18 protein-coding genes are annotated in these 21,801 nt (G+C 72.3%); 9 read left to right on the forward strand and 9 right to left on the reverse strand.

Going from position 1 to position 21,801, the window contains the following annotated elements; all coding sequences use genetic code 11:
• From CGL27_RS05150 to CGL27_RS05165, 4 genes are read right to left on the reverse strand one after another with little or no spacing between them, the layout of a single operon-like run.
• Positions 1-585 carry an FHA domain-containing protein gene (locus tag CGL27_RS05150; protein WP_119984905.1) on the reverse strand — a complete coding sequence of 195 codons (585 nt, stop codon included), beginning with the start codon at positions 583-585 and terminating at the stop codon, positions 1-3.
• Positions 582-2,651 (reverse strand): AAA family ATPase, encoded by a 2,070-nt coding sequence (locus CGL27_RS05155; RefSeq protein WP_119984907.1) that lies wholly within the window; start codon positions 2,649-2,651, stop codon positions 582-584. The genes CGL27_RS05150 and CGL27_RS05155 overlap by 4 nt, the downstream gene beginning before the upstream one ends.
• On the reverse strand, positions 2,648-4,318 hold the full coding sequence (locus CGL27_RS05160) for a hypothetical protein (protein WP_119984909.1): 1,671 nt from the start codon (positions 4,316-4,318) through the stop codon (positions 2,648-2,650). Before CGL27_RS05160 ends, CGL27_RS05155 begins: the two co-directional genes overlap by 4 nt.
• Entirely contained in the window at positions 4,315-6,945 is a 2,631-nt protein-coding gene (locus CGL27_RS05165; protein WP_119984911.1) for a protein kinase, read from the reverse strand. Before CGL27_RS05165 ends, CGL27_RS05160 begins: the two co-directional genes overlap by 4 nt.
• Positions 6,946-7,158: 213 nt before the next feature.
• Between CGL27_RS05165 and CGL27_RS05170 the strand changes: the two genes are divergently transcribed.
• Positions 7,159-8,325, forward strand: a complete 1,167-nt coding sequence (locus tag CGL27_RS05170; protein WP_240450359.1) for an Appr-1-p processing protein — start codon at positions 7,159-7,161, stop codon at positions 8,323-8,325.
• Positions 8,326-8,443: 118 nt separating this feature from the next.
• Here the strand turns inward: CGL27_RS05170 and CGL27_RS05175 are convergent, their stop codons facing one another.
• Entirely contained in the window at positions 8,444-9,151 is a 708-nt protein-coding gene (locus tag CGL27_RS05175) for a 4Fe-4S cluster-binding domain-containing protein (RefSeq protein WP_119984915.1), read from the reverse strand.
• Between the two features lie 321 nt (positions 9,152-9,472).
• On the opposite strand from CGL27_RS05175, the gene CGL27_RS05180 reads away from it, so the two are divergent.
• From CGL27_RS05180 to CGL27_RS05195, 4 genes are read left to right on the forward strand one after another with little or no spacing between them, the layout of a single operon-like run.
• Positions 9,473-10,159, forward strand: a complete 687-nt coding sequence (locus tag CGL27_RS05180) for a hypothetical protein (protein WP_078638694.1) — start codon at positions 9,473-9,475, stop codon at positions 10,157-10,159.
• Positions 10,156-10,938, forward strand: a complete 783-nt coding sequence (locus CGL27_RS05185) for a hypothetical protein (protein ID WP_119984917.1) — start codon at positions 10,156-10,158, stop codon at positions 10,936-10,938. The genes CGL27_RS05180 and CGL27_RS05185 overlap by 4 nt, the downstream gene beginning before the upstream one ends.
• Positions 10,913-12,439, forward strand: a complete 1,527-nt coding sequence (locus tag CGL27_RS05190; protein ID WP_078638696.1) for a hypothetical protein — start codon at positions 10,913-10,915, stop codon at positions 12,437-12,439. Before CGL27_RS05185 ends, CGL27_RS05190 begins: the two co-directional genes overlap by 26 nt.
• A 46-nt stretch (positions 12,440-12,485) precedes the next feature.
• Positions 12,486-13,901, forward strand: coding sequence for a hypothetical protein (locus tag CGL27_RS05195; protein ID WP_162952879.1), 1,416 nt, complete (start codon positions 12,486-12,488; stop codon positions 13,899-13,901).
• Between the two features lie 52 nt (positions 13,902-13,953).
• On the opposite strand, the gene CGL27_RS05200 is transcribed toward CGL27_RS05195, so the two are convergent.
• Positions 13,954-14,778, reverse strand: coding sequence for a MerR family transcriptional regulator (locus CGL27_RS05200; protein ID WP_119984921.1), 825 nt, complete (start codon positions 14,776-14,778; stop codon positions 13,954-13,956).
• A 111-nt stretch (positions 14,779-14,889) separates the two neighbouring features.
• Between CGL27_RS05200 and CGL27_RS05205 the strand changes: the two genes are divergently transcribed.
• Positions 14,890-15,939, forward strand: coding sequence for a 3-dehydroquinate synthase family protein (locus tag CGL27_RS05205; RefSeq protein WP_119984923.1), 1,050 nt, complete (start codon positions 14,890-14,892; stop codon positions 15,937-15,939).
• Positions 15,940-15,952: 13 nt separating this feature from the next.
• Here CGL27_RS05205 and CGL27_RS05210 read toward each other — a convergent pair whose 3' ends face one another.
• Positions 15,953-16,867 carry an ROK family protein gene (locus CGL27_RS05210; protein ID WP_119984925.1) on the reverse strand — a complete coding sequence of 305 codons (915 nt, stop codon included), beginning with the start codon at positions 16,865-16,867 and terminating at the stop codon, positions 15,953-15,955.
• A gap of 71 nt (positions 16,868-16,938) precedes the next feature.
• Positions 16,939-17,373 carry a type II 3-dehydroquinate dehydratase gene (locus CGL27_RS05215; protein WP_043236498.1) on the reverse strand — a complete coding sequence of 145 codons (435 nt, stop codon included), beginning with the start codon at positions 17,371-17,373 and terminating at the stop codon, positions 16,939-16,941.
• A 226-nt stretch (positions 17,374-17,599) separates the two neighbouring features.
• Here CGL27_RS05215 and CGL27_RS05220 point away from each other — a divergent pair, with 226 nt between their 5' ends.
• From CGL27_RS05220 to CGL27_RS05230, 3 genes are all read left to right on the forward strand, one after another.
• Positions 17,600-18,766, forward strand: a complete 1,167-nt coding sequence (locus CGL27_RS05220) for a DegT/DnrJ/EryC1/StrS family aminotransferase (protein ID WP_119984927.1) — start codon at positions 17,600-17,602, stop codon at positions 18,764-18,766.
• Positions 18,763-19,887 (forward strand): Gfo/Idh/MocA family oxidoreductase, encoded by a 1,125-nt coding sequence (locus tag CGL27_RS05225; RefSeq protein ID WP_119984929.1) that lies wholly within the window; start codon positions 18,763-18,765, stop codon positions 19,885-19,887. The genes CGL27_RS05220 and CGL27_RS05225 overlap by 4 nt, the downstream gene beginning before the upstream one ends.
• 229 nt (positions 19,888-20,116) lie before the next feature.
• On the forward strand, positions 20,117-20,812 hold the full coding sequence (locus CGL27_RS05230; protein WP_119984930.1) for an HAD-IA family hydrolase: 696 nt from the start codon (positions 20,117-20,119) through the stop codon (positions 20,810-20,812).
• A gap of 273 nt (positions 20,813-21,085) precedes the next feature.
• Here CGL27_RS05230 and CGL27_RS05235 read toward each other — a convergent pair whose 3' ends face one another.
• Entirely contained in the window at positions 21,086-21,688 is a 603-nt protein-coding gene (locus tag CGL27_RS05235; RefSeq protein WP_162953268.1) for a sigma-70 family RNA polymerase sigma factor, read from the reverse strand.
• Between the last annotated feature and the right edge of the window lie 113 nt (positions 21,689-21,801).

Raw genomic sequence — 21,801 nt, forward strand, 5'->3', positions numbered from 1 at the left:
TCAGCCGGTGCCGGGCCCCGGCCCGTACAGCCGTACGGCGAAGCCGACCCGCAGCCCGAGCCGGAGCTGGTCGCCGTCGCGGACGGGGGTGCGCACGCCCGCCGCGATCCGGGCGCCGTTGAGATACGTGCCATTGCGGGTGCCCGCCTCGGGCTCCTCGACCCAGGCGCTTCCGTCCGGCTCCACGGTGAGCGAGGCATGACGCCGGGAGACCTTGTTCCAGTCGGCGAACGCGGCGGCGGTCCGCGGCGCCCAGTCCGGGTGGCGGCCGATGTGCAACGGAGGGCCCGGGCCGTGGCGGAGCTCCAGACAGGGCTCGGCGCAGACCAGCAGCACATGGGTGCGCGTACGGTCGCAGGACGGGCAGCGGGCGTCCCGGTGGGCCACCGGCGCACGGCAGTTCCAGCAGGGCGCGGACACCTCGACACCGGCCGGGCCCGCCGCGGGCCGGGGTGCGGGCTCTGCCGTCGGCTCCGGCTCCGGCGCCTCGCCCGGCTTCTCCGCTGTCTCCCCTTCCGCCGGTGCTTCCAGTTCGTCGTCGTCCGGCAGGCGAACCCACCCCCGGGGAGTGTCCCGCTCGCTCATCGGCCGCCGCCGGGACCGGGATCCGCGGCCCCCGTGTGCACCACCCGCAGGTCCAGGGCCACCGTTCCGTCCCCGGCGGGCCGCACACCGGTGACGGTGACCGCCGTGCCCGCCGGCCGCTCCTGGTCGAACAGCGCCCGTGCCAGCGGGTTGATCAGATGCGTTTCCAGCAGCATGCCGATCCCCCGGCCGCCGTTGTCGACATCCGCCGTGCAGTAGGCGGACAGCGCCTGATGCGCCTCGTCGGAGAGGCGCAGATGCACCCCCTGCTCCTCCCGCAGCACCCGCTGGATGTTGCCCACCTGCGAGTCGAAGATCTCGGCGGCCACCTTGGCGTCGATGTAGTCGAAGACCACCACATTGCCACCGAGCCGGTTCATCAGCTCCGGGCGGCCGATCTCCTCGACGAAGTGTTCCTTCACATTGGCCAGGATGATCTCCTCCAACTGGTGGTACGGCATCCCGGGCTCGGCCACCCGCCCTTCGTGTCCGCGTCCGCCCTCACCGGTCCGTTTCCTGACCCCGAGATTGGAGGTGAAGATGAGCACACATTCGCTGAAGTACGTGGTGACCCCCTGCCCGTCGGTGAGCCGACCGTCCTCCAGCACCTGGAGGAACTTGTCGAGCACACCCTTGTCGGCCTTTTCGATCTCGTCGAACAGCACCACCCGGAAGGGGTCGTTGCGCACCGCCGTGGTCAGCTCGCCACCAGCCTCGTAGCCCACATATCCCGGCGGTGCGCCGAGCAACCGGTCCACCGAATGCGGTGCGGAGAACTCGCTCATGTCGAAGCGCAGACAGGCGTCCTCGGTGCCGAACAGCAGCTTGGCCACCGACTTGGCCAGCTCGGTCTTGCCGGTGCCGGTCGGCCCGGCGAAGAACAGCACACCGCGCGGCCGGCTGCCGGGGTGGGACGCCTGGGCGCCGGACAGGCTGAGCGCGGCGCGCTTGAGGATGTCGAGGGTCTTGCCGACCGCCTTCTCCTGGCCCTTCACCCGCGCCCGCAGGTCCGCCTCGCCCTTCTTGATCTGCTTGCGGATGTAGTCCGCCTGCCACGGGTTGTCCTTGACGCCGAGCTGGTAGACCCGGACCGCGTCCCGCATCTCGGCGAACGACAGCCCGCGATCGAGCGCCATACGGGCGCTCTCCCGCATCGCGCGCAGGGTCAGCCCGGCGGTGGCCCGGGCGAAGGTGTCGATGTCGTGCTCGTCCAGCGGCCGTCGCTTGTCGAGCCGGACCGGCCCGTCGTCGTCTTCGCCCTCGGACGCGGACGCGGCGGTGTGCTCCTCGGCCAGCAGCTCGGCCATGCGCCGCCTGCTGCCCAGGTCGGGCAGCGGAATGCCGATGGTACGGACCCGTTCGCTGCCCGCGACCAGCCAGGTGGGCAGATCGCGCTCCCCGTCGGCGAGCCAGATCACGGGGTTGAACAGCCGCCGTCCGCTTCCCGGGGAGGAGATCGGCCGTGCGTCCTCGGCCAGCTTGAGGCAGTTGAGGAAGAAGTCCCGCTCCGGATCGCTGAGCCGGGTGACATCGGTGGGGATCCGGGCGGCGTAGTCGATCAACAGCACCACCCGGTAGGGCTGTTGGCGCGGTGCCGGGTCCGGGCGGGGCCGGCCGTCCGGTGTCTTCGGCTGCCGCCCCTGCTGCTTCCAGCCGGTGACGATGTCGCGCAGCGTCCGCTCCGCGTCGGCCAGGTGGACGGGGGTGTCGGCGCGCCGGGCGCGCCCGGGCCTGGCGGCGTCCCGCCCGTGCAGCAGCTCGCGGATCTCCTTGGCCGCCGGGCCCACGACGACGGTGAAGCCGTCCGCGATGTCGAAGCGGATCAGTGCCTCGTACCCCTCCTGCCACAGGGCGTTCCACAGGACCTCGGTGAGGGTGTGGTGGGCGTCGTAGGTCGCCTCGGGACCGCCCTCGTCGGGGTCCTTGTCGTGGCGGACGAGGTGGATGTCCCGGATGCTGCCGTGCAGTACGTACTGGGACTGGACGCTGAGCGTGCCGACCAGTTCCTCGGCGAAGGCCGGGAGGCTGCGGTCGTCGCGGCCCGGGGACGTCACTGGCTCGGTCATGACTGCCTCTCCTGGTCATGGTGGCGGGCCTGAGGTCCGGTGCGGCTGCGTCGAGCGGGCGGGTCCGCCGTGCGCCGGACCGGCCGCGCTGGTGGCTTGCCGAAGGCGAACGGCACGCTGAGCCCGGCCCGTTCGGCCAGCTCGCGCAGCTTCTCCAGATGCTCGGGGGCCTCGTCGCACCGCTGCCAGTCGAGCTCCAGATCGTCGTCGGTCTCCTCGGCGGGGTCGCGCTCGCGGTGCATGGTGGCGACCCGGGCGGTGCCCCCGGCGTCCACGCTGACGCGGAGCCAGTGCTCCTCCCCCCAGCCCGGCGGGGTCCAGTCGATGATCTGCGCCGCTCCGGAGGTGGTGTATCCGGCCGTCTCGGGCTCCGACCGCCGGACCGCCGCGCGGATCACCTCCGTGGCGTACATCCGCTGATACGCGTCGACCCGCTCTCCGACGCGGACCGCGACGCGCACGCGCTCGGCCTCCGCCAGCGTCCCGCCCTGGTACAGAAAGCGCTCCAGGACCGCGATCTCCGCCCTGGCATCGGGCAGCGGAACAGGTGTGCCGGAGTGGCCGTCAGCGGGTGTGCCGGGGTGGTCGTCGCGGAGGAAGGCGAGCTGCTGGGCGGCCCACTCCTCGGTCTCCTGCCGCCGCTCGGCGTCGCGCGTCATCCGCTCGGCGAACCCGGCGGCCTCCCGCAGATGACGCTTGGCCGCGGCGGGCCGCCGGGCGGCGACTTCCGCGGCGACGGTGACCATCTCCTCCACCAGCCGGTAGTCGGCCACCGACACGTTCTGCGGAAGCATGGCCAGCAGGTCCCCGCCCAGCCGCAGCACCTCCTCCTCGGTGGGGGCCGCGGTGGCGGCGGGCGGCGGCTGCGGCAGCGAACCGCGCGCCTCGGTTTCGGTGGCGGCCTCCTCGTACGCCTCCAGCGTCTGGCGGCGGCGGGCGCGCAGGGTGGCGTGCCAGCCGGTGTCCTCGGGATGCGCTCCGGCCGCCGGGCGGGCGGCTGCCTCCATGGTGGCCCGTGCGTAGGCGGCCTCCGCGTGGCGCAACCCGCGGTCGATGTCGGCCAGTTGTCGCCATGCCTCGTCCAGATTCTTGCCTGCCAGGGTCAGCGGCGGTGGCAGGTCGGGCGGTTCCGGTGGCCCGTCGGGGCCGGCCCGCCGTATCCGCGCGCGCAGTGTGTCGATGCGGGCGTTGGCCCGGACGGCGGCGAAGGCGGCGTCCCGCCAGCACGCGGCGGCCTGCCGGGCGTCCAACTGCCGCTGACGCAGCTCGGCCTGGTCCTCGGCGGCGCGGATGGCGGCGGCCGCGAGCACCTGCGCCCCGGCCATGGTGGCGCGGCCGACGAGCAGCGCCCCGCTGAGCGAGCCGAGGCCGATCAGGGCGGGCACCATCAGGTCGTGCAGCTGGTCCATGGCGGCGTTCAGCGCATGGCCGGTGGTGTTGTGCACGGCGGCGGCGATGTGCTGCCCGGCCTGGGTGCCGACGTGGTCCGACAGCCCGGTGCCCTGGACCGCGTTGTGCGGCACTCCGGCGTTCGGGAAGGTGTTGGTGACGGTGTCGTGGAACGTGTCCTGGACGGTGTGCTGGAGGGTCTCGGCGACCGGCGGCTGGGGGAAGTACACATCCGGCATCACATCGCCGATGCTGGCAATCGCCTGTCCCGAACTCATGTGAGCCTCCCTGACGTCGGCGGGGCGACCGCCCTCGGGCGGCCGGGGCCGTGCCGTTCGTCCCGGCCGCGCAGCTCCGCCACATAGCGGCGCCAGCACCGCAGCCGGTGCCAGGTCCACCAGACGAGGACGGCCACGGTGGCCAGCGGCCACACCCAGGGGGCGTAGGCCACGGTGGCCCACAACAGGGCGATGACCGGGAGGATCAGCAGGCCCTGGACGGGGAAGCGGGAGCCGGGGCGGCGGATGAACCGGGCCACGGGCAGCGCACGGTCGATCAGCAGCCCGGCCAGGGACCGGTCCGGATGGTAGCCGGGGCTGCCGATGCGGTACGCCGTCCACAGCTCCAGGGCCAGGACGGCGGCGGCCGCCGGGACGGCCAGCATCCACGCCGTCACCACCGCGCGCTGGGCGGGCCATCCCACCAGATCGCCCAGGCCGATCACGAAGATCCACGGGAAGACGAAGGCGACGGCTCCGCCGAGGGCCCAGCCGAGTGTGGGCAGCATGTCCTGTCTGCGCACCCACAGTGTGGCCACGTCCAGGTCGCGCTCCTGGCGGAGGAGGGCCCGCTCGCCGTCGAGCCTCCCTTGCGTCTCCGAGGACTCCTGCTCGGCGAATCCGGCCAGCCACTCGGCCAGTTGCAGCCGCACCAGATCCTCGGGGTCGCGCACCAGCCGCCCGTACCAGGCCACCGGCTGCGGCAACGCGGCCTGGATGCCGGCGGTCCGCTCCTGGAGCCTGCGCCGGTGCGCGGTGGGAGCGGCGGCGAGCGACAGGAGGGCGGCGAGCCGGGAGCGGTCGAGCCGGGCGGCGGCGCGCACCTCGGCACGGCGGTCACGCAGCCGGGGCGACTCGTGGAGCACCTCGTCGACGGTGTGCTGCCAGCGGGAGCGGGCCGTCAGCCAGCGCTGCTGCACCTCGGCGAGCCCATCGCCGCCTGGCCGTGAGTCCAGCAGCGGCAGGATGGTGTGGTCCCGCAGGTCCGCCACGACGGAGAGGGCGAACTCATCACCGCGCCCGGCCTCCCGCAGCAACTCCCCCAGCCCCGCGTGGTCCAGCGGCACCCCGCGGTAGGACGCGTCGAGGGTGGGGCCGAGCCAGGAGATCAGCCGCACCATCGTGACCGGCTTCGGCTCACGCGGCGGAGCCGCGGGGTGCTGCGGCTCCAGGAGGTCCAGCAGCGCCGCCAGTTCACCGGTGTCGCGGCCCGGGGCGCCCTCGAACTGCCGTAGCCAGCGGGTGAATTCGCCCCGGCCGCGCCGTCGGGAGAGGAGCTGCCGGGCGGGCCGCCAGTTCTCGCTGAACGCCCTGGCCAGCTGCTTCGGCCTGGTGTAGCGCTCATCGAGGAAGGCGAACGGCTCAATGTCCGGGGCGTCTTCCGGGTCCGAGGCGCCGGGGGCCGTGCCCGCCTCCCAGGGGGCGATCGGCGGCGAGCCGCCCACCAGCCACTGCGCCACCTCGTCGGTTCCCCAGCGGTGGTCGGGGTCGCGGGTGAGCAGCCCCATGCACAGCAGCCGCAGCCGGTGGTCGGTGACCAGGGACAGATCGGGGGCGCGGGAGCTGATCTCCTCGCGGACGAAGTCGTTGTCGGTGAACCGGACGGGATGGCGTCCACCGGCCATCTCGGCGACGATCATGCCGAGCGACCACCAGTCGGCGGGCGGGTGGATCAGCTGGTGGCGCAGCGACGCCTGCGGGGACATGTAGAGGGCGGTGCCGACCCAGCGCTCGTCCCGGGTGTAACGCTCGGCGGGTTCGTGGGCGGAGACGGCGAAGTCGACGAGGACGAGGTCCGGGGCGGCCGGGTCGAGGCTGCCGAGCACGATGTTGGCCGGGCTGATGTCCCGGTGGACGATGTTCAGTTCGTGCAGGGTGGTGAGGGCCTCGTGCAGCTGCCGTACGACGCTGTGGATGAGCACGGGGTCGGCCGGGCCGGGGCTGTCCCTCAGATATCCGGCCAGGTCGGTCTCGCCGTAGGAGGGCGCGAGGTCGTACGGATGGCCGTCGGCCCCGGTGTCGCCGTTCTCGGTGAAGTGGGTGAGATGCCGGCGCGGCCGGTCTCCCAGCAGCTCCCACACCCGGCGGTCCGGGGCGTGGCCGAGGTGGTACCACTTGAGGATGTGGCTGCCGCGCTCGTCCTCGACGCGGTAGACGGCCGCCTGGTGCGGATGGTCGGGGCGGCGCAGCACGGCCCTCAGGCGGAACCGGCCGCGCAGCGAGACCGGCAGCGCTCCGGTGTCCCCGCGCAGGTCGCGACCCCCGTGCGCGACCTGCGCGGGCGCCGCCGAGGGGATCTCGTCCTCGGTGGGCCCGGCCATCGTGGCGGCTGCTGATTGGGGCGGCTCCTCGTGTTCGGTGAGCCCGACCGCCGTGGCGCCGACCGATGGGGGCGGCTCCTCGTGTTCGGTGAGCCCGACCGCCGTGGTCGCCGCAGACGGAGGGGGCTCCTCGTACTCGGTGGGCGGCGGCCCGGCGTCATGCGCGCGGTGCTCTTCGGGCTTCCCTTGGTCCCGGTGGTATCCGTGGTCCCCGTGGGCTGCGTATTGCTCGTCGTCCCCGTAAGCCCCGTAGTCCTCGTCGTCCTCGGATTCCGTGGGGGGCGGTTGCTCGTGCGGATGGGTCACAAAGGTCACCTCGTGAACGGGTGGGCGGTCTCGGATTCAATGGCGGCGACAGGGGCGGCCGGTGACCGCCGCACCATGGATCAAGAAAGCGGAACCTCGGAAATCGGAAATCTGTTCCAGCACGGCGTAATTACCGGCGGTACAAAGCCCGGCGCGGTACGGCCGCTGAGAGAACGATTTCCTCTTTCCCGGCCGGTCGCTAGCCTGGTGACCATGAGTCAGGAGCCATTTGCATCAAATTCGCCCACATACGATCAACTCCTCGAAGAACTGAAAGGCATACGCAGACCCGGACTGCCGGATCTGCGCAGGACCGATCGGCCGGCGCTGCGCGCCGCGGCCGTGGCGGGCGGCTTCTGCGATGGCTCCGACGACGCCCCGGCCGGTATCGAGGCGCTGCTCAGGGAGGCGGTACGGCGGCTCGGCGAGCGGGATCTGCTCGGCCAGGCCGCGGCCCACACCTTCGGACTGCTCCCCGACCGCCGGGGCGCGCCCGCCCATGACCGCCGTAAGATGGCCGCCGCCGTGTACGGAGTCACCCCCGAGCGGTTCCGCAAGCAGCAGGAACCGCAGGTCATCCAGCAGCTCGCCGAGGCCGTGCTGACCATCCTGCGGGAGCCGCCGCCCTTCCCCGGGAAACCGGGCGCGACGGAACAGAGCACCGGGCCGGGCGCCGGGCCGCAGAACTCCGGCGGACCGAGCCCGACCGGGCAGAGCACCATCGCACGGAGCGGCCGGGCCGGCCAGGAGCCTCCACTGCGCGTCGACAGCGTGCCGGTGGACGCGCGGAGCACCTTCACCCTGCATGTCTCGCCCATCGAACTGCTGCGGGACATCGAAGTGCTGGTCTCCTCGGAGAACGTCTACCTGGAGATGTCCAAGACCTTCCGCCCCACCGTATCCGGCGCGCTGCGCCTGGCCGCCGCCGTACGCGACCCCGCCGGGGAGATCGTCGACGATGTGCTGGCCCGTGAACTGGCCGGGTGGCTGCGCGCCCACGGCCGCCCGGGGCTGCCGATCCGGCCGGGCACGGTGGTGCCCACCGCGCCGGGAGCGCTCGCCGCGCGCGGCGTCCGGCGGATCTACCACGCCGCGGTCGCCACCCCACGGGACGATACGTACGAGGTCCGCCCGGAGAGCATCGCCCGCGCGGTCAGTGCGTGCTTCGCGCTCGCCCGGGCGGAGCGTGACCGGTACGAGCCCGCTCTGTCCTCCATCTGCTTTCCGCTGCTCGGTGCGGGCCGGGGCGGTCTGGCACCGGCGGTCAGCGCGACCTGGCTGCGCTGGGCGATCCGCGACGAACTCGCCCGGGACTCCCGCTGGCGGGTGCACCTGGTGGTCCGCAGCCGGAAGATAGCCGAGGCCGTCGGGGCTCTGTGACCGCCAACGGCTGAGACGGTCCGGGCTCCGTGACCACCACCGACCGAGACCGTCGGCCCTCGGTGACCACGCCCGCCGGGGCCGCCGCGCGCCATGCCGTCCGGGCGGGCGCGCCCGCTCAGGGGCGCCAGCTCGCACCGGTGAGGGCGATCCCCGCCCGCCGCAACCGACGCTCCAGCGCGGCCAGTTCGCCCCGCCCCGGCACTCCGTAGAGCCGCACATCGCCCTCCCCCTCGACCATCTGCAGACGCGGCCCGCTCTCCGTCCGGGCCAGATGCTCCTGATAGCGCGCCCGCCCCCGCGCCGTACGTGGCCGCATGCGCTGGTTCGCCGAGCCGCGCCACACCAGGGCGGTGGGCTCGGCCGCCCGGAAGCGCCCGGTCACCAGCACATCGGCGTGGCGGACGGCGGCGGAGCGCGCCGCGTCGCCCTCCACTTCCTCCTGCTCGTATCCCGTGTAGAGGAGGATGTCGATCTCGCGGCCCGCCGCCGGGCCGCCCGGTGCCGTCGCCTCCGCACGGGCCCGCGCCGCCCCGGCCAGCAGGGCCCCCAGCGCGGCGGGCTGGTCGAGCGGCTCGCCGCCGCTGACCGTCAGCCCGTCGGCGCCCCGCGCCAACGCCTCGCGCCACAGCCCGAGCAGGGACGACACCGTACGGGAGGCGCCGCCCAGCGGATCCCAGGTGTGCCGTGACATACAGCCGGCGCAGGCCAGGCCGCAGCCCTGGGACCAGATGCCCAGGCGCCGCCCCGGGCCCAGGGTCTCCACCGGGAAGTGGGTCTGACTGATCCGGAGCGTGGGCTCCGCGCACTCTGGGACGTTCTCCACCGACCCGTCTCCTATTCCCCCGAGGTCGTGTTTCCAAGATCCATGATCAAAAAGGCGTGGCCCCGGAACCGTTCCAGTATGACCCGGCGTCAGGCATCGACGAGGGCGTTCTCCGGTCGACTTCCGGGCGTTTTCGGGAGCGGGCCCTATGGGGAGCATTCCCGGGTACGACCTCACCGATACGGTCTGACAAGGAATCGAATCGACAACGTCATCGACATCGACTGCGAGCCGTTCGCGGGGAAAGCGGAATTCCGCTGTCCGCAATGCGGCTGTCCGGTGCGGGAATTGCGCACCGGGGAAAACGGGGGATCCATTTCCATGATCACATCTGACAGTGTCAACGGGGTGGTGCGCCGGGGCCGGCTCGGCCGTACCGCCCGCTTCGCGGCCCGCCGGCGGGGCAAGCGCGACGGCGCGCGCGGCGTACCGCGCATCCCGCTCCCGGAGCCGCCCGAGGAGCAGCGGGGCGAGATACCGCCGCCGCCCATCGAGCCACCGGCTCCCGAGCTGCTCATCACGCCGTATGTGATGGAGGTGCGGACCGGCGTCCGCCGGGCCACCGAGCAGATGCGCTCCGCCCTCATCGGACGGGAGCACGCCCTGCTCAGCCGGGTGCGCGCCGAGTCGGTGCGCGTCGTCACCCAGTACGACGTCCGCGAGGACCCCCGGCCCGCCGCGCTCGCGCGGTACGGCCACTGGGTGGGCCAGTGGCGCACCAGCGTGGACCGCTGCCGGTCGCATGCCCAGGCCGTCGTCGACCAGGCCAATCAGCGACTCGCCTGCTACTGGGACGCGGTGCGCGAGACCCACCCCCAGCTCTCCCGCCTCCCCCGGCGCCCGCCCGGGGACTGGCTGCCGGGCCGGGTGGAGCTGGACCGGTCCTGGCAGCAGCCCGACGTCTGGCTGCTGGCCGACGACGACAGTGCCCGCACGGCCACCTCCCGGGCGCTGCAGCTACTCGAACGGCAGAACACCGACCGCCTCGACGGGAGGACCGCGCGATGACCGTCCACAGTCCCGCTCCGGAGCACCCCGGCGCCCGGCGGCGCCGGAACCCGCGGCGCGCCCTGCCCGCCGCGCTGGTGCTCGCCCTGGCGGCCGCCATCACGGCCTGCGGCTCCGACGAGCCGTCACGCTACTCCCGGACGTGCGGCGTCGTGGTCGACGGCTCGGGCTCGGCCGCCGCCTCCCGGACCGGCTTCGACGCGGAGGCCAAGCTCAGGGCGACCCTGCAGACGTTCCTGTCGGACCACAAGTGCCGTAAGACGTCCTTCGCCCCCATCACCAAGGTTTCCAAGGCGTCCAAGTGCCAGGTCAGCCCGCTCGACCTGGACCCGGACACCTCGAAGACCGCCAACCGCGAGCGGGCCCGCACCGCCATGCGCGCGATCGCCCTCTCCAACGCCCTGAAGCTGCTGCGCTGCGCCCAGAAGGAGGAGCCCGGCTCCGATGTGCTCGGGGGGCTGTCGCGCATCGCACTGTCCAAGCCGTCCGGCGGCGACGCGTCGTTCGACGTTCTCGTGGTGAGCGACTTCGACCAGGGCGACACCGACTTCCGGCTGGGGCGGCAGGACCTTTCCACCGCCGCGAGCCGCCGGACCGTCATCGACGGTTTCCTCAAGTCGCACGGCGCGCCGAAGCTGTCCGGCGCGGACATCTATCCGGTGGGCTACGGCATGAAGTACCACACCAACACCTCCCACTACGAGCAGTTCAACGCCTTCTGGACCGAGCTTCTGGAGGGGAGGGTGAAGGCACATGTCGACACCACCTACCGCCGGTGACGACCAGACGCCGCGTCGGCTGAGGCTGCGCCGCCGCAGGGCCGACGCCGACCGCGGGCGCCGGGGAGGGCGGGCCGCCGCACGGCGGTTCCCCGACGGCGCGCTGCCCCAGCCCGACCCCGTCGCATCGGATGTCATCCGGGCCGGGGACAGCGCCTGGCTTCTGGACCGGGCGCGCAAGCACGGCGCCTCGGCGGCCGGCCGGAAGGTCTTCGACCCCTGGGTCCTGGCCACCCCTGACCGGGTGCCCTACTTCGCCGAGCTGGCCAGCCTGCGCGACCGGGTCAGGCACCGGCTCGCCGAGGAACAGGCGCGGGCCGAGGAGGACGGCGCGCTGGAGGCGAGCCGGGTCAGGGCGGCCGCCACCGCCGCCGGTGAGCGGCTGGAGCGGGCGGGCCGCCGGCGGGCCGTCCTGGAGCAGCAGCAGATGGTCACCACCGCCCAGTTGGACCGGCTGGCGCGGCGGGCCGACCGGTGGCAGACCTTCCGTGACACGGTACGAGGCGGTTTCGAGCGCCGGTGGCTGCGCGCCCGTATGCCCGCCGGCTGGAACGACGGCGCCGACCCCGGGCGGCCTGGCACCACGCGGCGCGAGGACGAGCCGGAGACCGCCGGCGGCCACGCCGGCTGGCAGGCGGTGTCCGACCACGATCCGGTGGCGGAGGCGGACGCGGCCGACCGGGCACTGTCCACCAGAGCGGCATGGGAGGGCGCTGCGGCGCGCCCCGGCATGCCGCGCTGGATGAAGCTCGGGGTGCTGGCCGCGCTGATCGTGGTGGAACTGCCCGTCTACTACTCGGTGTTCGAGAATCTGCACGGCGTCGGGCGCTTCGCCGATCTGCTCTCCTACAGCCTCATGGTGGCCGTGGCCGTGGCGATGATCCTCGCCCCGCATATCGCGGGCTGGATCATGCGGCGGCGCTCCGCCACCGGTGCGGTCCGGCTGTCGGCCGTGCCCGCCCTCGCCCTGCTGGGCGTCTGGGCGTACGGCGCCTGGGCGTTGGGCGATCTGCGGGCCAAGGTGGCGTTCCGGGAGGAGCCTCCGCTGGATCTGCCCCCCGATGTGGCCGCGGACGTGGGGGACGACGTGCGCAATCCGCCGAGCCTCATCGAGTCGCTGCATCTGGACCCGCAGAGCGTGACCTGGATGTTCGTGGCGCTGCTGCTGCTCTCCGGCGGTATCGCCTTCCTGATCGGGCTGGGCGAGGAGCACCCGTATCTCGCGGCGTACCGGACCACGGCCGAGCGGCTGCGGGAGCTGGAGCAGGAGATCGAGACGGATCTGGCCGGCTCGGAGCGCGCCAAGGAGGCCGAGGCCACCATGGGCGCCCGCGGGGGCGCCCGCCGCGCGGCCCATGAGGCGCGGCTGTACGCGGTCGACGACCTGTACGAAGCCGCGGCGCACGCCTATCTGGACGGGGTGGCCATGGAGTCCGGCGATCCGGCGGTGACCGAGGCCGCCATGCGGCTGTCCCGACAGTGGCCGCTGCTGCCGCACTGAGTGCGTGCGGCACACCGAACGCAGGTGGAAACCCACGGGGGTGGCGATGGATCCGACGACACCGGCGCAGTACATACTCATCACGCAGTGTCTGCAGAACGACTTCTTCCTCAACCTGGACTGCCAGTTGTCCCTGCCGGACAGCGCGGTCTCCAAGCTGCTGCTGGACAGCGAGAGCGGCGCGGCCCTCCGCACGGAGGGCCACCGCAGGGTCCTGTCCGAGGCGGAGCTGCACCGTTCACCGCTGGCCCGTTTCCTGGACGCCACCGTCGGCTCCCGGACGCGCGGACACGGGGACGGGGTTCTGCATCTGATCAACATCCGTGACTGGCATGTCCCGGGAGAGGCGTACGACCTGGAGCGCAGGCAGTACGGGGCACACTGCGAGGCCGGCACCTGGGGAGCGGCGTACGTCGACGGGCTCACGGATCTGCTGGCCCCGGATCGGTGCGCCCCGGCGGACAGCGAGGACGGCTGGGGCGGGAGACTCCGCGTCCACCATGTGCGGTCCAACACGCTCTTCGACTTCCAGCACAGCTCCGGAGGACGTCCCGACCTCAGCGAACCGGCGCCGCTGACGACGCTGCTGGACGGTCTGCTGGGCGACGGACGGCAGGAGACGGCGCATGTCGTGGTGATCGGTGTTCTCACCGACATCAAGGTCCAGCTGCTGCTGACCGGTATCCGCTCCCGCTACGACGTCCGGCAGCTCGTGGTCTCCGACGCGCTCACCGCCAGCAGGACCCTGGAGCGCCATCTGACGGCCCTGGACTTCTGCCAGCGTGTGCTGCGCACCGAGGTGATGACCGGTCTGGCGGAGCTGGCCCGTTTCCTGGGTTCCCGGCCGGACGACGACCGGCGGCTGTCCCGCGGCGGGGACGCGGAGTTCGCGGGCTACTCCTCGTACATCCAGGACAAGCAGGGCATCCTGTCGTACGAGGACGCCAGGCTGCGGGACTACCGCATCCAGACCTCCGAACGCCTCCGGCGGGCACAGCACACGGTCGGTTTCGCCAGCAAGTTCCTGCTGGGACTGGGCGCGTGTCTGCTGCTCACCGCGCTTGTGCTGTCGCTCGTCGGGGTCTTCCTCCCGGGCCGTGTCGGGTGGCAGGGCCCCGCCGTGCTCGGCGCACTCGGTGTGGGGCAGATCGTCACGTTGTTCTTCACCCGGCCGGTCAGATCCGTGCAGGACGCGCTGGCGGAGGAGACCATCTACCGGATGATCCTGGAGAGCCGCAGTCTGAAGGTGGCGCTGGCTCGGTTCCACATCACCACGGCGACCTCGCTCCGGCGGCATGACGATGTCGACGGGCAATCTCAGGCACTGGCACGGCAGTTGGAGATCCTGGAGAAGATCGACACAGCCGACTTCGAACGGCTCAAACAGCTGGGGGTGACCCCGCGCGCCGAACCACCGGGGCCCGGCCGGTCCCGCAGAAGGAACCGCGCACAGGCTCCCTGAACACCTCGTACTGCCGAGCGAGGGGGCTCGCCGTCCCGCTACGGCCCGGCCGTCAGACCTCGACCACCGGTGTCTGGAGTTCCGTGACCCACTCCTCGCGGTTCTCCGGGCACTCCAGGTTGACCTCCCGGGGGTAGCCGGACGACCGGTAGCCGTTGCCGTCGATCCAATGGGCCAGGGCCTGGGCCGTGGGCACCACGGCGTCCATCGGGCCGCGGTGGACGATGGTCGCGGCCCGGTCGACGGGCGGCAGATCGAGGATCCGGAGGTCCTCACCGTCCCGGAGCGGGGCGGAGACCTGGACGGCGGCGTGGACGGTGATGGCGCCGCCGCCTTCCGGGGCGTCCTCGTAGTACGCGACACCGGGGCCCGTCGGGGTGATGCCCGCCGCATCGAGGCGCCGGAACAGCTCGTCGTAGAGGGGTGTGATGACCGGGCCGATGTCCCGAGGGTCGAAGCCGGTGGCGGTCGCGGTGAGCTCCGCCACCCGCACTGCCCGGATCTCCTTGATGACGACGTCGTTCGTGGGCATGTGTCCTTCGCTTTCGATCGACCGGAGCCTCGCCTCGACCTGCACCAGCCGTGCCGCCACGGCGGCCACGGTGGCTTCCAGCTCGGCCCGCCGCAACCGCAGCATGCCGCGCAGTTCCTCGGTGCCGACCTTCTCGTCCACGATGTCCCGCACCTGCTGGAGGGTGAAGCCGAGCTCTTTGAGCGCGATGACCCGGTTCAGGCGGCTGAGCTGGGCGGCCGCGTAGTAGCGGTAGCCGGTGGCGGGGTCGACATGGGCCGGGCGCAGCAGTCCGGTGGCGTCGTAGTGGCGCAGCATCCGGACCGATACGCGGCCGTGCCGGGCGAAGTCTCCGATGGTGAACATGATGTCTCCGAGTCCAGCGCCTCACACGGTGTGAGGGTCAACCCTCGACTCAGGCACTACATTCGACAATAGAGAATTCCCGGTCATCGCCCATGGAGGGACGGACAGCGCATGACGGCGTCGGCTCATCCGCATACCCGCGTCATGGTGGAACTCGGCGACCGTTCCTATCCCGTCGACATCGGGCCGGGTGTCCGGCATGCGCTGTCCGGGGTCGTCGCGGGGCTCGGTGCTCAGCGGGTGGCGATGGTCTCCGCCCGGCCGGACGGCTGGCTGCCCGACCCGGGCGTGCCCTCGGTGGTGCTGCGGGCCCGTGACGGGGAGGCGGACAAGTCGCTGGCCACGGTGGAGGAGCTGTGCCGGGAGTTCGTCCGTTTCGGGCTGACCCGGTCGGATGCGGTTGTCTCCTGCGGTGGCGGGACCACCACCGATGTCGTGGGTCTCGCGGCGGCGCTGTACCACCGGGGTGTGCCCGTGGTGCATCTGCCGACCTCGCTGCTGGCCCAGGTGGACGCCAGCGTGGGCGGGAAGACGGCGGTGAATCTCCCCGAGGGGAAGAATCTGGTGGGTGCTTTCTGGCAGCCGTCCGCCGTGTTGTGCGACACCGACTATCTGGAGACGCTGCCCGCGGCGGAAATGCTCAATGGATATGGGGAGATCGCCCGCTGCCACTTCATCGGCGCCGGTGATCTGCGCGGGCTGCCGCTGGCGGAGCAGATCGCGGCGAGCGTGGCCCTGAAGGCGTCGGTGGTCTCCGCGGATGAGCGGGACTCCGGGCTGCGTCATGTGCTCAATTACGGCCACACCTTGGGCCATGCGCTGGAAATCGTGACCGATTTCCGGCTGCGGCATGGTGAGGGGGTGGCGATCGGCACGGTTTTCGCCGGCCGTCTGGCGCTGGCCCTGGGCCGGATCGACGAGGCGCGGGCGGCGGAGCATCTGGAGGTGGTGCGGGGTTACGGGCTGCCGTTCGCGCTGCCCGCCGATGCCGATCCGGGTCGTCTGATCGAGGTGATGCGGCTGGACAAGAAGGCGACGGATGGGCTCACCTTCGTCCTGGACGGTCCCGGCGGTCCCGAGCTGGTCTCGGGCCTCGCGGAGGAGACGGTCGCCACGGCGCTGGCCGGGATGGACCGGGCCGGCTCGGACAACCGCCGGTAGAACCGGACGCGGCTCAGTCCGGCAGCCCCCTGGCCAGCAGAACGGCGCCGTGCAGTGAGGACAGCCCGCCCAGTTGCGCGGGCCGGACCGGTGGCAGCGGATGCCCCGGGCGCCCCAGCGCCGCCGTCCGCTCGGCCACCATCGCCACGAGCTCCGGCATCGCCGCGGCGAACCCTCCGCCGATCAACACGAGCGCGGGATGGACCAGTTCGCATACGCCGGTCACGGCAGCGGCCAGGGCCCTGCCGCTCTCCCGCAGCGCCGCCATGGCCCATGGCTTCCCGTCGGCGACGGCCTGGCGCAGCGCGGCGAAGGTCACGTCCTCGCCCCGCCGCCGCGCCGCCCGGCGCAGGGTCGCCGGGCCCGAGGCCGCCGCCTGGACGCAGCCGCGCCGGCCGCAGTCGCACAGCGGTCCGTCGCGGTCCACGACCAGGTGGCCGACTTCGCAGGAGCCGCGGCCCAGGCCGGGGACGGGTTTTCCGTTCAGCACGATGCCACCACCGATCCCGGTGCCGACGCCGAGGTAGAGCAGATCGGGGCAGCCGGCCTCGTGTGCTTCGGCGAGGGCGGCCAGATCGCCGTCGTCGGCACAGCGCACCTCGGCGTCGCCGAAAAGCACGGACAGCGCGCCACCCAGGTCCACTCCGGCCCAGCCGGGGCGGCCGGGCCAGGCGGTGACCGTGCCGGTGGCATCGAGGGTGGCGGGCATCGCGACCCCGACGCCGGTGAGCCGCTCGGGGGCGCCGGTGCATAACTCCGTGACGTGATGCGCCAGCAGGTCCAGGTCGAGGGTGGGGTCGCCGGACGTCATGGCGTCCGTACCGTCCGGCTCGGCCCAGCGGAAGGAGGATTCGCTGATGCTCAGGTCGTCGTGTTCGAGGCGCAGCGCCACTTTGGTGCCGCCGACGTCGATTCCCAGATGACTGATGGTCGCCTCCCGGCTCGTCGGCTTTGGCGGTGTGGAGTGACGGCGGTGTGGAGTGACGGCGGAGTGGCCGCTCAGTCCGGCACCTTCTCGAGCAGGGCGCGTGCGGCGAGCCGGTACCCCAGGGCGCCGAGCCCGAAGATGACACCCGCGGCCAGCGGGCCCGTCACCGACTCATGGCGGAACTGCTCGCGGGCCCAGACATTCGACAGATGCACTTCTATCCAGGGCCGCGGATAGTTGGCCAGTGCGTCCCGAAGGCCCCAGCCGGCCATCATGAGCGCGGCCGGATTGATGATGGCGCCGACCGTGTCGTAGTTCCCCTGAATGGTGCGGATGATCTCCGCTTCGCCGTCGAACTGGTAGGAATCCACTTTCCAGCCGCGCTCCGCGACCTCTTCTCCGACCCAGCGCTCGATGTCCTGCAGCGTATCCGTGCCGTAGATCTCGGGCTGTCGCTTCCCGAGTATGCCGAGATTCGGTCCGTTCACCAACAACAGCCTGCTCAATGCGCACCTCGCCATGTGGGGTCGACTGAATTACAGCGGCTCATCACGGAAGTGCATTTATAGCACGGCCCCCTTGACCTCGGCCCGAGAGCTTGGTCAACTCCGTTTTTAAGGGGGCTGTAGGGGGGCCCTGAGGGGGAATGACGATTGCCCCGTCGGCCGGTTAGCGTGCTAATGCGTCCGCCGCGGACCTGCCTCCATAACGCATTAAGGGAGTAGGGAAATCATGAGCAATGATGTGCGCCTGGGATCCGAGCTGCCCGTATGGCCTCAGTATGGCGACGAGGAGCGCGAGGGGCTCATTCGGGCCCTGGATCAGGGGCAGTGGTGGCGCATCGGGGGCGGTGAGGTCGACGCCTTCGAGGCGGAGTTCGCCGCGGCCCACGGCAGCGAGCACGCCCTCGCGGTCACCAACGGAACGCACGCACTGGAGCTCGCCCTCGAGGTGCTCGGCATCGGAGCCGGCACCGAGGTGATCGTTCCCGCGTTCACCTTCATCTCGTCCTCGCAGGCCGCGCAGCGGCTGGGCGCGGTGGCCGTTCCCGTGGACGTGGACCCGGACACCTACTGCATCGATCCGTCGGCGGTCGAGGCGGCCATCGGCCCGAGGACCCGCGCGATCATGCCGGTGCACATGGCGGGTCAGATGTGCGACATGGACGCGCTGGGCAAGCTGTCCGCCGACTCGGGGGTGCCGCTGATCCAGGACGCGGCCCACGCCCACGGAGCTCAGTGGCGCGGCAAGAAGGTCGGTGAGCTGGGCTCGGTCGCCGCGTTCAGTTTTCAGAACGGGAAGCTGATGACCGCCGGTGAGGGCGGCGCCGTGCTCTTCCCCGACGCCGAGATGTACGAGCGGGGCTTCGTCCGGCACAGCTGCGGACGTCCGCCCTCCGACCGCGGCTACTTCCACCGCACCTCGGGCTCCAACTTCCGGCTGAACGAGTTCTCCGCCTCGGTGCTGCGCGCCCAACTCGGCCGCCTGGAGGACCAGATCACCACGCGTGAGCAGCGCTGGCCGGTGCTGAGCCGACTGCTCGCCGAGATCCCCGGTGTCGTACCGCAGTCGCGCGACGACCGCGGTGACCGCAACCCGCACTACATGGCGATGTTCCGGGTGCCGGGCCTCACCGAGGAGCGCCGCGCGAAGATCGTCGACCTGCTCATCGAGCGCGGGGTGCCCGCGTTCGTCGCCTTCCGCGCGGTCTACCGTACGGACGCATTCTGGGAGATCGCGGCGCCGGATCTGACGGTGGACGAGCTCGCCCGCCGCTGCCCGCACTCCGAGGCGCTCACCCGCGACTGCCTATGGCTGCACCACCGGGTGCTGCTGGGAAGCGAGGAGCAGATGCACGAAGTGGCCGCCGTCGTCGCCGACGTGCTCGCGAGCTCATGAGCGCCCCGCCCGCCGACGGGACGCCGATCCGGACCGCCGTGGTGGGGCTGGGGTGGGCGGCCCGCTCGATCTGGCTGCCCCGGCTCCGCCGCAACCCCGCCTTCACCGTGATCGCCGCGGTGGATCCCGACGAGCGCGGCCGCGCGGCCGTCGCCGAGACGGAGGGCGCGGACCGGCTGCCGGTGCTGGCGGCGGTCCACGACCTCGACCCCGCGGAGGTGGACCTGGCGGTGGTCGCGGTGCCCAACCATCTGCACTGCGATGTCGCCACCGAGCTGCTGGCCAAGGGTATTCCGGTGTTCCTGGAGAAGCCGGTGTGCCTGACCTCCGAGGAGGCCGAGCGGCTGGCCGCCGCGGAGCGCTCCGGTGGCGCGGTGCTGCTGGCCGGGAGCGCGGCGCGCTACCGCGCCGATGTGCGCGGGCTGTACCGGATCGCCGCCCGGCTGGGCCGTATCCGCCATGTCGAACTCGCCTGGGTACGGGCGCGCGGCGTACCCGACCGGGGCGGCTGGTTCACCCAGCGGTCGCTCGCGGGCGGCGGGGCGCTGGTCGACCTGGGCTGGCATCTGTTCGACATCGCGGTTCCGCTGCTGGGCACCGCCGCGTTCCGGCATGCCATCGGCACCGTGTCGTCCGACTTCATCACCCAGCGGTCCTCGCGGGCCGCGTGGCGGGGCGACGACGGCGGCCCGGTGCTCTCGGGCGGCACCGATGTGGAGGACACCGCGCGCGGATTCCTCATCACCGACGACGGCCGTTCGGTCGTGCTGCACGCGAGTTGGGCCTCGCACGAGGCGCTGGACACCACGCGGGTCACGATCGACGGCAGCGCGGGCAGCGCGACCTTGCACTGCACCTTCGGATTCAGCCCGAACCGCCTCGAGAAGTCCACCCTGACCCGCACCCTCGACGGTACGACCCGTCCGGTGGCGGTACCCACCGAACCGATCGGCACCGAGTACGACCGGCAGCTCGACATGGTTCCCGCGCAGCTGCGCGACCCGGCGGGGCGGGGCCGGGTGATCGAGGAGGTCCGACGGACCATCGGCGCCATCGAACGGGTCTACACCTCGGCCCGGATCCCCCAGGAGGTCCGGGAGTCGGTGTCGGCGCCGGTGTGACCGCACCGGGCGGCTGTCGCCTCACCCGCTCGCCTTCGTCATCCCTTGCCGCCCCATCCCGCTCGGCGTCGTCATCCCCTGCCGTCTCGCCCTGCTCGCCGTCGTCAACCCCTGCCGTCTCGCCCTGCTCGGCGTCGTCAACCCCTTCTCCGGACCGCCCTGAGACCCGGACCGGCCCGAGACCCGGACCGGCGGTCCGCCGAACCGGCCCGCACCACGGGAGTCTTCAATGACCAGCCATCCGATCAGTCACGGCGCCCCGCTCTCCGGCGCGGGTATCGCCCCGGTCACCTCGGTGGTCTTCGACCTCGACGGTGTCCTCGTCAACAGCTTCGCGGTGATGCGCGAGGCGTTCACGCTCGCCTACGCCGAGGTCGTCGGCGAGGGTGAGCCACCCTTCGAGGAGTACAACCGGCATCTGGGCCGCTACTTCCCCGACATCATGCGGATCATGGGCCTTCCGCTGGAGATGGAGGCCCCGTTCGTCCGCGAGAGCTACCGGCTCGCCCACCTGGTGGAGATGTTCGACGGTGTACCCGAGCTGCTGTCGGAGTTACGCCACCGCGGGCTGCGGCTCGCCGTGGCCACCGGGAAGAGCGGACCCCGGGCGCGTTCGCTGCTCGACACGCTGGGCATCCGTGGCCAGTTCCACGTGGTCCTCGGCTCCGACGAGGTGGCGCGGCCCAAGCCCGCGCCGGACATCGTGCTGAAGGCGATGGACCTGATGGACGCCGACCCCGACCGAACCGTGATGGTCGGGGACGCGGTGACCGACCTGGCCAGCGCGCGGGGGGCCGGGATCACCGCCGTGGCGGCGATGTGGGGTGAGACCGACGAGAAGACCCTGCTCGCGGCGGAGCCCGATGTGATCCTTCACAAACCCGCCGAACTGCTGGCGCTCTGCCCCGAGGTGACGGCTCCGTAGCTCCGCGCGCCACGTCCGTGCAGGTACCTCCGCCGGGGCCTTCGCCGCCGTGTCACACGCCGTGGTGGCTCCCCCGGCCCGCGCCTGCCGCCGGTGCGCCCGGCCGGCGTTCGCCTCCCCGCCGTCTCCCGGCGGTGTGGCCGGCCACTGATCAAGACGCGCGCCCCCGTACGTCACCGGCCGGGCGGGGGGTGACAGTGGTGACGTACGGGACGCAGCAGGTGGCGGCCACCGATGGCCCGCCACCCGCCGTGTCCCGCATCGTCGTTGGGCTCAGCCCGCCAGCCGCACGGGTTCCGCGGCCTTCTCGGCCGCGGCCAGCAGTGCGGTGATCTCCTCACGGGCGCGGGCCACACGGGAGCGCACGGTGCCGATGGGGCAGCCGGTCGCGGTGGCGGCGTCCGCGTACGGCAGGCCGAGCACCGTGGTGAGGAGGAACATCTCGCGGCGCGCCGGGGCGAGCCCAGCCAGCAGGTCCATCAGCGCCACCCCCTCGTCGAACCCGGGGAGCCCGACGGGCTGCGCCCGTTCGGCCACCTCCTGCCAGTCGTCCGACTCCAGGGTGCGGGGGCGGGCGGCGGTCATGCGGTAGCGGTCGACGACCACCCGGCGGGCGATCGACAGCAGCCAGGTGCGGGCCGATGAGCGGCCGGCGAAGCGCGAGAGTCCGGTCAGCGCCCGCAGATACGTCTCCTGGGCGAGGTCCTCACAGCCGTGGGGGTCGGCGCTGAGATGGAGTACGAAGCGGCGCACATCGCGGTAGGTGGCGCGGATGAAGTGGTCGACCGCGTCGCGGTCGCCGTCACGGGCGGCCAGCGCCCATGCGGTGACCTGGCGGTCGTTCGCCGCGGTGGTGAAGCCGTGCATGGCTCTCATCGGTGCGGCGGGCAGCGTGGCGGAAGGCATCGTCACACGTCCTTCGGGTGGCGGTGAACGGCACACCGGCATGCGCCACCGGCCGCGCGCGGGCGCGGCGGGGCGGCGAGGAG

Origin of the sequence: Streptomyces sp. 11-1-2, from assembly GCF_003595545.1 — a bacterium.
Taxonomy (GTDB): domain Bacteria; phylum Actinomycetota; class Actinomycetes; order Streptomycetales; family Streptomycetaceae; genus Streptomyces; species Streptomyces hygroscopicus_B.